The sequence below is a fragment of the Streptomyces sp. NPDC048434 genome (assembly GCF_043200375.1).
Classification (GTDB): Bacteria; Actinomycetota; Actinomycetes; order Streptomycetales; family Streptomycetaceae; genus Streptomyces.
Genome location: NZ_JBICXQ010000001.1, coordinates 62,071 through 75,565, shown reverse-complemented (window position 1 = coordinate 75,565; position 13,495 = coordinate 62,071). Strand labels below are relative to the sequence as shown.

The following is a 13,495-nucleotide window of genomic DNA, read 5'->3' as shown; positions in this document are numbered from 1 at the left end:
TTTTGCCTCCGTCGCAGCAGCGGGCACGAGGTGATCTGTCATGTCAGAGAGGTTCCGCACGCGGGCGGTTCACGGAGCCTTGTTCCGGCTGCTCCGCGCGTCGACCTCCACGTGCTGGAAGGCCCGGCACAGTGCCACCAGCAGCAGGACGAACACCGGCACCCACACCAGGCGGGCCAGGACCCAGGCCGACGCGTCGGGCGCGGTGTGGAGGCCGAAGAGCGGACCCGTCAGCGGGAGAGTGACCGCGGTGACCAAGAGCATCGCGGTCTGGTGCCAGAGGAAGATCGTGATCACGGAGAGGTTCATCAGGGCCACCGCCGCCCAGGCGAACTGACCGGGTGTGGCCGTCCGTTGCCCGCCCGGCGGGTGCTGGGCGGCGGACCGCGGGTGTCCGACCAGGCGCCGCAGCGGGCCGCACAGCAGGAGGGCCGCACCGCACTGGGCCAGGCCGAACGTGACAGCGGCGAGCGAGAGCGGGTTGAGGTTCGACAGGGCGGCGCCGGGAACACCGACCATGCTGGCGGGATAGCCGCCCCACACGATCAGTGCGGCGGTCGCCAGGACTCCGGTGACCAGCAGGCCGGCCGCGTGCCGGCGTCGGGCGAAGCCGCCGGCGGCCCACACCGCGCCCAGGCAGTACGGCACCAGCCAGCCCGCGAGGACGTTCACATTGCGGACCGTCTCGACCCAGGCGACACCACCGCTTGCGAAATGTGCCACGTCCAGTACGGCCACCACGGCACATGCCCCGACGGCGATCCGCCCCGGTGTCCGCCGGACGAGGGGGGTGGCGGCGGTCAGCACGATGAACACCAGCAGGAACCACAGGGGCGAGACCACCAGGTTCAGCAGCGTGCTGATCGTCTCGTGCGCGACGCCGGCGGCGGCCAGACCGAGCACCACCAGCAGCCACAGGAACAGCAGCGTTCCCACCGGCCGCAGCAGCCGGCGCAGCCGCCGGGCCAGCCAGCGGCCGTGGTCCGGGCGTGCGGACCGGGCGGTGGCGTAGCCCCGGGCCGCGACCCGTCCGCCGACGAAGAAGAAGATCGCCAGCGGCTGCAGCACCCAGGACACCGGCGCCAGAGCCGGCAGGTGACGCAGCGGGCTGTCCCCCATGAGATGGCCGTCGGCTCGCAGCGTCACCGCGGTCACCAGCCAGTGGCCGAGCACGACGCCGAGGGCGGACAGGGCCCGCAGCACATCGATCGCGCGGTCGCGGTCGGCCGGGGTGGCCGCGTCGATCCGGAGTACCAGCGCGTGCAGTCGGGCGAAGAGCGGCGGCGGGCCGGCGGACACGCTACTGCCGGATATCGGCGCCCCGCTGGGCGGGGCCGCGGGGCGGAGGCGTACGGCGGGGCGAAGTCGTACGGCGGGGCGGAGGCGTACGTCAGCCACGGGAGACCTCCGATGTCCGCCCCGCGGCGATCAGCGCGAGGTTGCGCAACGGGAGACTTCCCGGAGCGAGACAGTCACTGTGCCCGCCGGTCCCCGCGTCGAAGTGCTTGGCACCGAACGGCCGGGAAACCGGGTCGGCACCGAAGCCCAGCGTCCCGCCGAATGCGGGCAGGCTGACGTGCGGGGCCCCCGCGATCCAGTCGTCCGCTCCCCGCCCCGCCCACACCGGGATGCCGTGGAGCTCGGCCACGGACCCCACGCCCATACCGGGGCTGCCGAAGACCGCGAGGCCGGCGAGGGACGAGGGCGCCGCGCGACCCGTGCCGCCGACGGCGCTGCCGCAGACCACGGAACCGTACGAGTGGCACAGGAGCGTCACACGTGCCGCAGGGCTCGCCAGCCGCAACTCGTCCAGCAGCCGCCGCAACCGGCTGCCGCCCTCGGTCGCGCGTGCGGTGCTCAGCACATCCCGGCTCATGGTCCGGGGTGCGCGATAGCCGTACCAGGCCACCACGGCCACTGGGGTGGGCGAGACCCGGCGCAGCTCGTCGTGGAGCGCACGGGCGCCGCCGCCGAGCGAGGCCCGGCGCGAGCCGAGGTAGTCGAAGGTGTCGATCGTGGTGTCCGACCCCGGCACCACAACGGCGATCCGGCGCGCCGCGGCGAGATCACCGAGCACCTCCACCGCCTGGCCGTCGCCTGCCGCCCCGAAGGAAAGGAAGTGCCTGCCAGAAATGGCCAGTTGGTGCAGATGACGTTCCCGGTCGCGGTCCCCGATCCGGTGCGCGGCACGCTCGGACGCGGCGATGGCGGCCCGGTTCACGGCGTAGCGCGCGTCCAGCGTCCCGGCCGTGACCGCGGGAAGACGTGGCGGTGAGGGCGTACCGGGAACTGCGGACCGGGCAGCGGCACCGACCGACAACACAATGGTTGCGGCAACGGCCACCAGCAGCCCACGTCTCCCCCATTTACGTGCTCGCATTGACAGCCGTTCCTTCCCGTCATTCGCTCAACTGACTGGAAGGCTAGGATTTTGCGTGCGGGAAATCGTCACACTCAGGCGCCAACTGCATTTGTGGCTCTGCGGTATGACTGCCCCTCGTGAATCAGCAACAAGAGCTACTGATTCAACACCGGGCCGAGGATCACCGCCGAGACCTCACGGGCTCCGTGGTGGACCGAGGAGGAGGCACCCCATCGCCGAAGCCGCCGAGGGCCGGCGGCGGGCTACAGCACCCGACGCGGCACCACCTCGAAGATCTCGGCGAGCCACCCGCATTCCTGGTCAGGTGTACGCGCTGACTTCCCGGTCCGCCTCGGCATTGACTTCCCGCCCGGCTTCGGCGCGAGCCATACCGCAGATCCGGCCCGGCGTGCACCTCTCCTGCCCCACGTGCGGAACCGCGCACTGCGGAAGCTCCCGGCCGTGCTGGCCGCGTTCTTCGCGGTGGATCTGGCGATGCCCAACACCCTGGCCGTCTCGGACGGCTGGATCGGATGTGGGTGCGCGCCGCGGTCCTCGCCTGCGCAAAAGCCCCTGCGATCGTGCCGACTCTGGTGTAGCCCATGGCGGCCTGATGGCTTTCGCTGGTGGCGCCGCTGCCGCTGCCCCCGCACGTTGGAGCTGTCGGCGTTCCGGATCGTCCAGGAGGCGCCGAGCCCGCCCTGCACCATGCCCCGGGCTGCCAGGTCGAGTTCGAGATATCCTACGGCCGGACTGACATCCGCCTACGTGTTTCCAACAGCCCGCAACGGGTGCGCGGCGTCAGACGGGGAGGGGCACGGCGTGTTGGGCAGGAGCGAGCGGGCTTCCACACCGGGCGGCACCCTGAAGATCGGGCCACGAGAAGACGGCTGGTACGAAGTGACGGCGTCTCTGCCCACGAACGAGGGTGAGGCTGTATGACGATCCGCGTACTGGTCGCCGACGACCAGACCCTGATCCGGGAGAGTTTCGGCATCCTGCTCAATGCACAGCCGGACATCGACGTGGTGGGCGAGGCCGTGAACGGCGAGGACGCGGTCCACCAGGTCGGGGAACTCACCCCGGACATCGTGCTGATGGACGTGCGGATGCCCGTCCTCAACGGCCTGGAAGCGACGCTGAGGATCACCGAAGACAACCCGGACGTCAAGATCATCATCCTCACGACCTTCGATTCCGACGAGTACGTCTACGAGGCCCTGCGCGTCGGAGCGAGCGGTTTCCTCCTCAAGGACTCCTCGGCCCATCAACTCGCTGACGCGGTACGTACCATCGCCCGGGGCGGAGCCCTGCTCGCGCCGACGGTAACCAAGCGACTGATCGAGGAATTCTCCCGGATGCACACGCCCCGCCTCCGTAGCGAGCGCGTCGCGGACCTCAGCGAGCGCGAAACCGAGGTACTCGGCCTGATAGCCCAGGGCCTGTCCAACTCCGAACTCGCCGCCCGCCTGGTCATCGCAGAACAGACCGTGAAGACCCACGTCAGCCGCATCCTGGTGAAACTCGGCCTCCGCGACCGCACACAAGCCGCCGTCTTCGCCTACGAGGCCGGCCTGGTCGTCGCGGGCCAGTAAACCCCTGGACCCGTTCCTTCCAGCGTGGCCCCACCAAGAGCTTCTTCGTGGCATCGCCCGCACCGATGCTGTTGCGACTGCCCCGGAAGGCATTATCCGCTGACCGCTGGCCTTCCAATGGAGCTCGGACCTGCCAGCGACGTCCGGCTTCCCCGCTGACCGCCGCGATCCACGTCGATTGATTTGCCATGAGGTTCAGCTCGACGCGTGACTGTGGACGAGGTGACGATGGAGGTGCCGACCGGCAAGGTGCTCGGTTCCGCCCGGAAGCTGCCGCGCAACTACTCGGGCGGTATGCGGTGCCGAATCGACCTGGCACGTGAACCCGAGGTGCTTTCGCTGGAGGAGCCCACCACGGGCCGCCTCGGTCCCGAGCAGCCCTGTCGAACTGAGGGAAATAGCCGGTCGTTGAAACACACTCCACATGATGCGTCATAGGAAAGACGTGCCATAACGCGGAAGCATCATAGCCGCAGGCCAGCGTACGTTCACGGCCGCTCTGAGCGGCCGTCTGCCTCCCCGAGCGTCAAACGAGCGTCACCGTGGTGGCGCTGCAGCGTCGACCAAGTGGGGCCGGGAAGTGGCCAGGAGAGATGCCCTGGACCCAGCCGAGATGATGCGGGCCTCGGTCCGGACGGCCGAGCGTGCATTCGCCGAATTCGACAGGGAGGACGGCGATGCGTTCACGCCTGCCGCCATCGTCGGCCTCGCCGACGACCTCCTCAGGCTCCCGTCTGCCTACGCCGAGGCGGGCGACTACACGGATTCACTCCCGGTGACCAGTCGCGAAGGACAGCTGAGGTACCGACTGACAGTCGCCCACGCAGAACGTATCGCTGTCCTCACACCTGTTGACCGTGATGGAACAAGTCGTCGCGGTCGACTTCGCGGACAAGCGATTCGCAGCGGGTCACTTCACGATTCGCGACGCTCATCGAACTGTGGCAGCGGTGCCCGGCCGAGCATCGACGGGACCACAGCCCGGAGCGCTGACGTAGCAAAGCCTTTCCTTTCCGGCGTGGACAAACTCCGAGCCTGACGGCATGCCGAAAGGGAGCGGTTATGAGCAGTGGCTCAGACAACTCCGGTGATCTTGAATGCGGCCCAGAACAGCGGGTTCTCGTCGACCTGTTGGTCAATATGGCTCCGCCAGTCCGGAAGGATCGCGCCGATGGCTGATTCGGCGGCGAACACCGGACCTGCCTCTGAGGACACTCGCCACCGATGTTCGCGTAGGTAGCGGATGGTGCGGGCGTAAGCGGTGTGGGAGTCCGCGCCGACGCCGAGATGTGCGTGGAGCACAGCGGAGAACACGACACCTTGCAGGTCAGTGATGTCCCATAGGGTGGAGACGACTGCCTTTGCACCGCGGGCGAGAAACGCGGACTCGATGCTGCGCAAGGTCTGCACGGTACGACCGGTGCCTTCATGCGTGCCCGTTCTGCAAGCGTTCAGGATGACCAGGTCGACACTGGAGAAGACTCCGTCAGCGAGGACCCCGCTGGAAGTGAGCATGGCTCCACCGAGTGAATCGCCGTGCAGAGCGAGTCCGGCAGCCCAGCGATTCGGGTGTGTGAGGCCATGTGCCGCGACATGGACGATCCGGGCCATGGACATCATGTGCAGAGCGCGGTCCGGGGTCGCCTCCTCTTGCGTGAGGACTTCCACGCTGTTGTGGAGGTCGGCGATCACGTCGGCTTCGCACAGGGGCCCGCTGATCAGCTCAAGGCCGGGGAGGTGACCACCGCCGTGTGCCACCACCAGCACCTCGACCACGGCCGCGTGCCGCTGGGAACTCTCGATGGCGGACACGACTCGAGCCGTGGGGGCGTATACCACCTGATCGAAAGCATCGATCAGAGTCGAGGTGCGGGCGCTGTCGACCGGAGCTGCGTGAAGGGGCAGTAGCTCCATCGGAGCCGTGGGGCTGAGCACCAGCCGACGGAACTCACGAGGCGCGGCCGTCTCGATGATGGCTCGTGCCAGCCCTCCGCACTCGGCGACCAATTGCTGCAGGTAGTCGTGCCACACACGTCGAGGGTGATCCGGTGATTGCCGTGCCCATTCATCAACTGCGCCTGCGAGAGGCCCCAGGGGGAACTCCTCACACGACACCAGGTCAAAGTGCGAGTGGCCCGCACGGGTCCGGCACACCGCGAGCTGGAGGGTTCCGTACCGGTTGATGAGATGGACGAACGCTGTTTGTTCGTCCACAGAGGGTTTGTCGGAGCGGTGACTCCATCGCGTCTTGCCGTTACCTCGCCCTGTGGCCGCCCGAAGCAGTTCAAGGTGGCGCTGCCTGGCCTCAACAGCTGCCTTCAGCTCCGCGTCTTCATCCGACGGGCGTTTCCCGTCAAGCAGGCCAGCGGCATGCCGAGAACGCACCCAGGCGAGGTGCCGTGCGGCGGCCATGAAGGATTCGTACTCATCGGCGTCGGACTCCAGGGCGAGCTCATCGTGGATGTCCTCGCCCTTCGCGGTTTCACAGGTCTGGAAGGCGACCTCTGCGGCCTGATCGTGCCCCTCTAGGGCGATCCTTTGCCTTATGGTCTGCGTCTCGTCCCCGACCAGCCGACGGAGCGCTGCGATCGCGGCTTCCTTGGCCCGGGCGCACACCTCTTCCGGCAGCCCGAGCCAGATGCTGCCGACTGCCCTGAGCTCACCGTCGCCGACAAGCCGGACGACACTGAGGCGGGCGTACCCAACGGTCGCAAGATGCAGGAGCTCCAGAGCATGTTCCACCCAGGAGAGGGAGTAGGTGTACGGGGCCTGGAACGGAGGATCGGGGTCGGCCGGAAGCGTGGGAAACTCGAACCACAGCCTCAGGCCGTCACCGTAGTCCTCGACTCCGATGCCATACCGTGTTGGCGGCTCCATGAACGTCCGCACGGCCGCCATATGCGTGTCCGTCTCCACTGTGGCCAGCCAGACGGGGTGAGGACCTGCCTGTGTGTGGAAGAAGCGGGTTCCGCAAGTGATGACTTCCTCGGCCATCCAGTCGGGTACCGAGGGGTCCCGGGCGACGGAATCCGGCTGCCACAACAAAGCGTCATCCGGGTACAGTTCGGCTCGATGCAGGCCCCGACCCGCCCGAAGGCACTCCTCGCCGTACCGTTCATCCTCCGTCGTGGTCACGATCAGCTTGAGCTCATGTGCCGTCAGGTGAGATGCCAGCTGACCCATCTGGGCGTCCCACGCGTCGAGGTCCCTGCGTAAACCCGTCAACAGGTCTGGCGAGAGAGCCCTGAGGCGATGAACGGTCTCTTCCAGATCGATGCGGTGGTGCCAGCGCTTCGCGACCTCCATGAGGTCCGGTCGGTCAGCCAGCCCCGGCCTGGTGCTCAGAAAAGCGTCAGGGAGGGTGATCTTCATCAAGTCTCTGGTGACGAGGTACTCCGCGCACACCTTCGCCGTTCCGGTGGCGGACTCGTGCAGGAGATCCGGGGGCAGGAAGGTGAAGGGATCCTCCGCGTTGTCCAGGACAGTGTCGACAAGCCGGTCGTCCTCAAAGCACCAAACTGCCGTGAGTTCGTCGCGGACCTTCTCCGGTGAATGTGTCGACAGTCGGCGTCCAGCCCACAACTCGATCAGCAAGGCATGGAGTCCGCCAACGTCCCACCACCATTCCCACGGCACGCCATCACGGCGAACCGTGCGCAGGACCGGCATGACGAGGTCGCGGGCCACCATCGCTCCGGGAATCCCTGGGAGGACGAGACCGGTCGATCGGAGCTGATCGCCGATGGCCTGCGGAGAGCGGCACCCGATGTCCTCCATGGCAATGCGGGTCAGCACGGCGGCAAGCGTCAGTGGGTCATTCGCGACCCACGGGGGGAACATCTGGGAACGGCATGTGTCGGGTCTGAGTTCGTGGCAGACCCGAGCTGCGAGACTGTCGACCCACGTGGTGCGTATCCGAAGCAGATGGTCCCGCATCAGTTGTTCCGACCTCCCCGACAGTGAGCATTCGCCACGCCAGTATGTCTGCGGTACCCGCAAGTCATCGTGGGATCAGGGACATCAGGCCACCAGGTCGCGAGGATCCTGCACCCGCTGTTCGGAAAGGCATACGACGATGCCGCACGCGCCCACCACGGTCACCCAGGTCGTGATCGTTCTCCTTCTGGTACTCCCCGGCGTGACCTACCAGTTCGTCCGTGAACGCTCCCGTGGTCCGGTGCCGGGTCACAGAGATCTCGGAGAGCGCATACTCCGAGCCGTCACCGCCGGGATCGCTCTCGACACCCTTTACGTCCTGCTCGCCGGCCCGTGGTTGGTGCGTCTCGTCTATGACCGACGCCGGGGCTGGCTGACCGGCGCAGCCGACAACCCTCGCATCACCGCACTGGCGGCGACAACCCTGTTGATCGTGGTGCCGGCCGCCGCCGCCTGGCTCGCCTCCTGGCTGAGCTCTCGAGGAAGTCGGTCCACCTACGACCCGATCCCCACGGCATGGGACAAGGTCTTCCAGCGTCGGAGCCACTGTCTGGTACGTGCCCGTCTGAAGAGCGGCCTCTGGGTGGGCGGATATTACGGGGAGAGGTCCTACACCTCCGGCTACCCGGAAGCCGCAGACCTGTATCTGCAGACCACATGGACCGTGTCCGGCGCCGGATCGCTCGAACACCCACTGCCGCATTCCGGTGGGATCTATATTCGGATGGACGATGTGGAGTTCCTCGACTTCGTCGAGGTACCTCCTGGGGCCGAAGAGGGAGACACGACAGGTGACCGAGACACGACCGCAGTTGGACCCCAACGGGAAGAGGGGGTACCGGCCCGTCGGCAGCCAGCCCGAGCCGACGCAGGCTCCGTCGACGCCGCCTCCGGTCGCTGAGCCGGGCACCCGCACCGGCACGGCCGACGAAGAGTGACGCGAGGCGGCCGCCCTGCGGAACCGTCGCGCGTTCACCGCAGCCCGGATCAGGGTTCGCCCGAGTCACCCGAGCTGAGTGGCATGCTTTCCCCTCCGGGCGTGGTCTAGCTTGGCAGGTGCTGCCTGCCCCGTTTCGACCGTGCTGAAAGTGAGGCCTCAGGTGCACATCGCCCCCCTCAGCCCCGACGACCCCACCGAGCTGGGCGGATACGAGCTGCTCGGCCGGATCGGGCAGGGCGGGATGGGCCAGGTGTATCTGGGCGAGTCACCCGGCGGCGAACCGGCCGCCGTGAAGGTGATCAAGCCGTCCGTGGTGGACTCCGAGACGCGGACGAGATTCGCGCAGGAAGTGGAGATCCTCAAGACGATCTGGGGTGCCCGGGTCGCCGCCCTCCTGGACGCCGACCCGGAGGCGGAGCGCCCGTGGCTGGCGACCGAGTACGTCGAGGGCCTCGACCTGAGCCGACACGTGGCCGCCCACGGTCCGCTGCCCGCGCTGCTGACCGCGGCTCTGGGCGCGACCCTGGCCGAGGCCCTGGCGACCGTGCACCGGCAGGGTCTGCTGCACCGTGATCTGAAGCCGGCCAATGTGCTGCTCGGGCCGAACGGACCCAAGGTGATCGACTTCGGGCTCGCGGTGTTCGCGGAGTCGAGTGTGTCGCTGACGGCACCGCACACGGTCGTCGGCACACCCTCCTGCATGCCGCCCGAGCAGGCCAACGGCGAGAAGCCCCTGACACCCGCGGTCGACGTGTACGCGCTGGGCGCGGTCCTCTTGTTCGCTGCCTCGGGCCATCCGCCCTACCGTGCGGACAACATCCATCTGCTGTTCCACCAGGTCGTCGACCCTGCGTTTGCACCCGATCTGTCCGGGGTCCCGGACGAGTTGGTGCCGCTGCTCACCGCCATGGTGGCCCACCGTCCGCAGGACCGGCCGGATCTCGCCGGGGTCGTCCGCGAATGCCGCGCGCTGATCGAGGCGCAGGGGCTGAAGGTCGCCCAGGCACGCCGCAGGCTCACCACCTACACGGCCGCTCCCACTCACGTCCTGGACGATCTCCTCGCCGTCGACCGGGCGTCCGGGCCGGAGGCGCGCTCAGCGTCCGGGACGGCCGGGACTCCTCTCGCTTCTCCGCCTGCCGAGAAGGAGCGGGAAGCGGCGGGCCCCCCGCCGACTCGGCGACGGCAGGACGACTCCCCGGCCGGCCCCGAGGTGTCACCCGTGCCCGCTCCGGCGGAGCCGCCCGCCGATCCCCGCCTCCTGTTCCGCCGCGTCGGCACCCCGCCGGAGCCGCTCGCCGATGCCTGTGCCGACTCTGCGCCTGCCTCTCGGGCCCGGTCCCGGGCCGGGGCCACCGCCGCCGGTCCGGCCCAGGACCCGACCGCCGCGAGCTCCGCCGCGCAATTGTCCTCACGCCGCGCGGCCAGACGCGGCGGAGCGGACCGGCCCTCCCTGCGGAGTTCCGCACAGGCCCGGACCACCGCGCGGCGGCTGCGCGAGGCGTATGCGGCCAGTACACCCTTCTGACCCGTACGCCCCTGAGACCCGCGATAATGGGCGAGCCCCGAAGAGGGCCCGCACCCACACGATCGACCCGCTTCAGGAGGCCACCGGTGACCGCCGTCCAGACCATCGCGGAGCAGAGCGGCACCACGAGTGACCAGGAGCAGTACCCGGCCGGTGCCCTGGTGGTCGTGCGGGACGAGGAGTGGCTGGTCAAGAGCTCGATGCCGACGTCCGACGACGGGACGCGCATCGAGGTCACCGGCGTGTCGGAGTTCGTCCGCGACCAGGAAGCCGTGTTCTTCTCCGGTCTTGATCGCATCGAACTGCTCGACCCGGGCGCGACCAGACTCGTCATGGACGACTCCCCGAACTACCGCCGCTCCCGGCTGTTCCTGGAGGCGGTGCTGCGCCGCACCGCCCTGCCCCAGTCGGAACGCCGCCTGGCGCTCGCCGACTCGTTCCTGATGGATCCGCTCCCCTACCAGCGGCGCCCGGCCCAGCTGGCCCTGTCCGGCGCCAATCTGCGCCCGCGGTTGCTGATCGCGGACGTGGTGGGCCTCGGCAAGACCCTGGAGATCGGCCTGACCCTGGCCGAGCTGATCCGCCGCGGCCGGGGCGAACGCATCCTGGTGGTCACCCCGCAGCATGTGCTGGAGCAGTTCCAGCACGAGCTGTGGACGCGGTTCGCGATCCCGCTGGTGCGGCTGGACTCGGTGGGCATCGAGCGGATCCAGCGGGAGATCCCGGCCGGCCGCAACCCGTTCACCTCGTTCAAGCGGGTCATCGTCTCCATCGACACGCTCAAGAACACCAACCAGTACCAGCACCATCTGGAGCAGATCCGCTGGGACGCGGTCGTCATCGACGAGTCGCACAACCTGATCAACCGCGGTTCGCTGCGCAACCAGCTCGCGCGCACCCTCGCCCCCCGCACGGACGCCCTGATCCTGGCCTCCGCGACCCCGCACAACGGCGACGCGCGGTCCTTCGCCGAACTGATCCAGCTGCTGGACCCGGTGGCGATCCGCGATGCGGAGAACTACCGCGCGGCCGACATCGAGCACCTGTTCATCCGGCGGACGAAGATCAGCCCAGAGGTCCGCGAGCAGATGAAGGGCCAGTGGGCGGACCGGGGCCCCTCCCGCTCGGTGCACTGTTCGGCCACCCCCGCGGAGGAGCGGATCTTCGAGGAGCTGGCCGCCGTCTGGCTGCCCGGTGACGGCGGCACCTCGGTCAGCGCCGTTCCTCTCTTCCCCTACACGCTGCTGAAGTCGTTCCTCTCCTCCCCTGCCGCGCTGCGGGCCACGGTCTCCGCGCGGATCAAGACGCTGGAGAAGAAGGAGGACCGGCGCGGTACCGAGGCCGAACTCGCCGCCCTGTACCGGCTGTCGGAGCTGGCCGGCGACCTCACCGAGACGGACTCCGCGAAATTCGCCGCCCTGGTACGGCAGTTGCGCGAGGAGATCGGGGTGGGGCCCGGTTCCGAGACACGGGTCGTGGTGTTCTCCGAGCGGGTTCAGACCCTGGAGTGGCTGGCCGAATTGCTGCCCGCCGCCCTCGGCTTCCGTGGCCGCGCGGCCCGCGACTGCGTCCGCGTCATGCACGGCGGCCTCTCGGACGAGCAGCAGATGGCCTGCGTCGAGGAATTCGGCCTGGCCGACACCCCCGTCCGGGTCCTGCTCACCGGTGACGTGGCCTCCGAGGGCGTCAACCTGCACCGGCAGTGCCACCAGCTGGTGCACTACGACGTGCCGTGGTCGCTGATCCGAATTGAGCAGCGCAACGGCCGTATCGACCGGTACGGGCAGGCCCACCCGCCGCAGTTCCGGGCGCTGATCCTCACCACTGAGGTGGCGGGCGCCAAGGACGACACAGTGGTCGCCGAGCGGCTGCTGGAACGCGAGGACCAGGCGCACCGCTCGCTGGGAACGGCGGAGGCGGTGACCGGCCTGTACCGGGCGGAGGCCGAGGAGCGATCCCTCATCCAGGACCTGCTGCGGGGCAGGACCGTCGACGAGTCCCTGGACACCCCTCGCGCCGGCGCCGAGGGCCAGGACGCCGGTCTGGACGATTTCCTCGCGGACTTCTTCGGCGCGGTGGACGCGACCGCGGAGACAGCCGGGGGCCCGGGTGCCGACGAGCGTGACGAGCCGGCTCCGGACGGAACGCCGTCGTCGGCCGACGCCGCCGACGCGAACCCGGTACTCCCTCGCCTCTTCGACTCCACCGCCCACTTCATGGACGAGGCGCTGCGTGAGGTGTATCCGGACGCCCGCGACCGGCTGGACCTGGACCGCGACGAGCAGTCCGGGCTGCTGTCCTTCCGCCCGCCGGCGGAACTCGTCCACCGCCTCAAGGCCCTCCCCTCGGACTACCTGCGCGAGCAGCGGCTACGGGAACGGCTGCTGGTGACCTTCAACCGCCGTCTCGCCGAGCACTCGCTCCAGCGGGCCCGGCAGTCGTCCACGTCGAGCTGGCCCGAGATCTCCCTGCTCACGGACCTGCACCCGGTCGTCGAATGGCTCACCGACAAGGTTCTCGTCGGCCTGGGCCGCCAGGAGGCGCCGATGATCACGTCGAATGTGGCGGAGCCGGTCTACCTGGTCCAGGGCGTGTACTCCAACAAGCTGGGCCGGCCCACCGTCGTGAAGTGGATGGGCGTGACCTGGCGGGAGGCCGCCCGGGAGGGGCTGGCCGTCGACGACATGGTGTCCCTGCTGCGGCGTGCCGGTGTGGGCCCCGCCATGGCGAACAAGCGGGGCTACCGCGATCCCGCGCCCCTGCGCGCGGCCCTCCCCCGCGTCCTGGAGACCGCCGAGGCGTTCCTCAACGCCCACCGCGACGCCTGGGACGAACCGCTGCGCCGGCCCGTCGAGGAGTACAAGCTGCGCCTCGGCGCCTGGGAGCAGCCCACGCTGGACGGGGAACGCACCCGGAAACGCCTCGCCGATCTGGCCGACTCGCTGCTGACGACGGGCCGGCCCCTGCTGCGGGTCCTCGCGGTACTGGCGCCGGACACCGAAGCCGGCACGGACACGGCCCGCGGGAACGGCGACGGAACCCGTCCCGTCTCCCTCGCCGCCCCGTCCTCGTCGCCCTTCCGCCACTCGCCCCCGCGCGCCGCCCTGTGACCCCGGCCTGTGAACCTCTGAGAG

7 protein-coding genes are annotated in these 13,495 nt (G+C 69.0%); 4 read left to right on the top strand and 3 right to left on the bottom strand.

The genetic code is table 11. The features are described from left to right. Positions 1-69 precede the first annotated feature (69 nt). Positions 70-1,398 (bottom strand): acyltransferase, encoded by a 1,329-nt coding sequence (locus tag ACGFWI_RS00245; protein ID WP_393903624.1) that lies wholly within the window; start codon positions 1,396-1,398, stop codon positions 70-72. Then, positions 1,391-2,380: an alpha/beta hydrolase gene (locus ACGFWI_RS00240; protein ID WP_393903623.1), complete on the bottom strand. Its 990-nt coding sequence runs from the start codon at positions 2,378-2,380 to the stop codon at positions 1,391-1,393. The genes ACGFWI_RS00245 and ACGFWI_RS00240 overlap by 8 nt, the downstream gene beginning before the upstream one ends. A 920-nt stretch (positions 2,381-3,300) precedes the next feature. Here ACGFWI_RS00240 and ACGFWI_RS00235 point away from each other — a divergent pair. Further along, a complete protein-coding gene (locus ACGFWI_RS00235; protein ID WP_393903622.1) occupies positions 3,301-3,957 on the top strand; it encodes a response regulator in 657 nt (218 codons plus the stop codon). A gap of 1,074 nt (positions 3,958-5,031) precedes the next feature. Here the strand turns inward: ACGFWI_RS00235 and ACGFWI_RS00230 are convergent. Further along, positions 5,032-7,752, bottom strand: coding sequence for a CHAT domain-containing protein (locus tag ACGFWI_RS00230; RefSeq protein ID WP_393903621.1), 2,721 nt, complete (start codon positions 7,750-7,752; stop codon positions 5,032-5,034). 280 nt (positions 7,753-8,032) lie between these two features. Between ACGFWI_RS00230 and ACGFWI_RS00225 the strand changes: the two genes are divergently transcribed. The 3 genes from ACGFWI_RS00225 (at position 8,033) to ACGFWI_RS00215 (ending at position 13,471) form a co-directional block, all read left to right on the top strand. Beyond that, a complete protein-coding gene (locus ACGFWI_RS00225; RefSeq protein WP_393903620.1) occupies positions 8,033-8,794 on the top strand; it encodes a DUF6338 family protein in 762 nt (253 codons plus the stop codon). 187 nt (positions 8,795-8,981) lie between these two features. Continuing rightward, entirely contained in the window at positions 8,982-10,361 is a 1,380-nt protein-coding gene (locus ACGFWI_RS00220) for a serine/threonine-protein kinase (protein WP_393903619.1), read from the top strand. Positions 10,362-10,447: 86 nt separating this feature from the next. Next, a complete protein-coding gene (locus ACGFWI_RS00215; protein ID WP_393903618.1) occupies positions 10,448-13,471 on the top strand; it encodes a DEAD/DEAH box helicase in 3,024 nt (1,007 codons plus the stop codon). Positions 13,472-13,495 lie beyond the last annotated feature (24 nt).